1 protein-coding gene is annotated in these 456 nt (G+C 34.6%); it reads right to left on the bottom strand.

Annotated features, from left to right (window positions below):
• The coding region (locus A3766_RS21010; RefSeq protein ID WP_156509017.1) for a hypothetical protein at nucleotides 1-278 on the bottom strand (278 nt) is incomplete at its 3' end.
• Nucleotides 279-456 lie beyond the last annotated feature (178 nt).

Genomic DNA, 456 nt, shown 5'->3' with positions numbered 1-456 from the left:
TTTTTGGAGTTTCTACTAAAGTCAGTGATATCTTTGCTTCCTAGGTCAAAGCCCGATTTAAAAACTTCATCTCGAAGGTTGCTAAATGTGAAGTCTAGTATTTCTTGAGCGTCATCCGACCCAAAAAGATTATAATAGCTCTCTACTAGAATTCCTTGCTGGTCAATTGGTTTGAAAGGAGAACGCGAAATAATTTGATGATGAAAGCCCATGATATAACCTGAAATCAATTTGTTACGTTTTGAAATTGAAATTAACTCGACTGGACTGATAGGCATTAACATCACCTGACTAGAGAAAGTAGAACCTATAATTTCTACCAGTTGCTTTATTTTTTTACCCTTGCCAAATCCTAGCATGCAGTCTCCGAGCAATTACATCCAACATTTCAATACTTTCATCTAAGCTATCGGAATGAATATCTAGTTGATCAAGATAATGAATAAACTAATAAAA

The sequence above is a fragment of the Oleiphilus sp. HI0132 genome (genome assembly GCF_001635845.1).
This window is presented reverse-complemented; position numbering and strand designations above follow the sequence as displayed.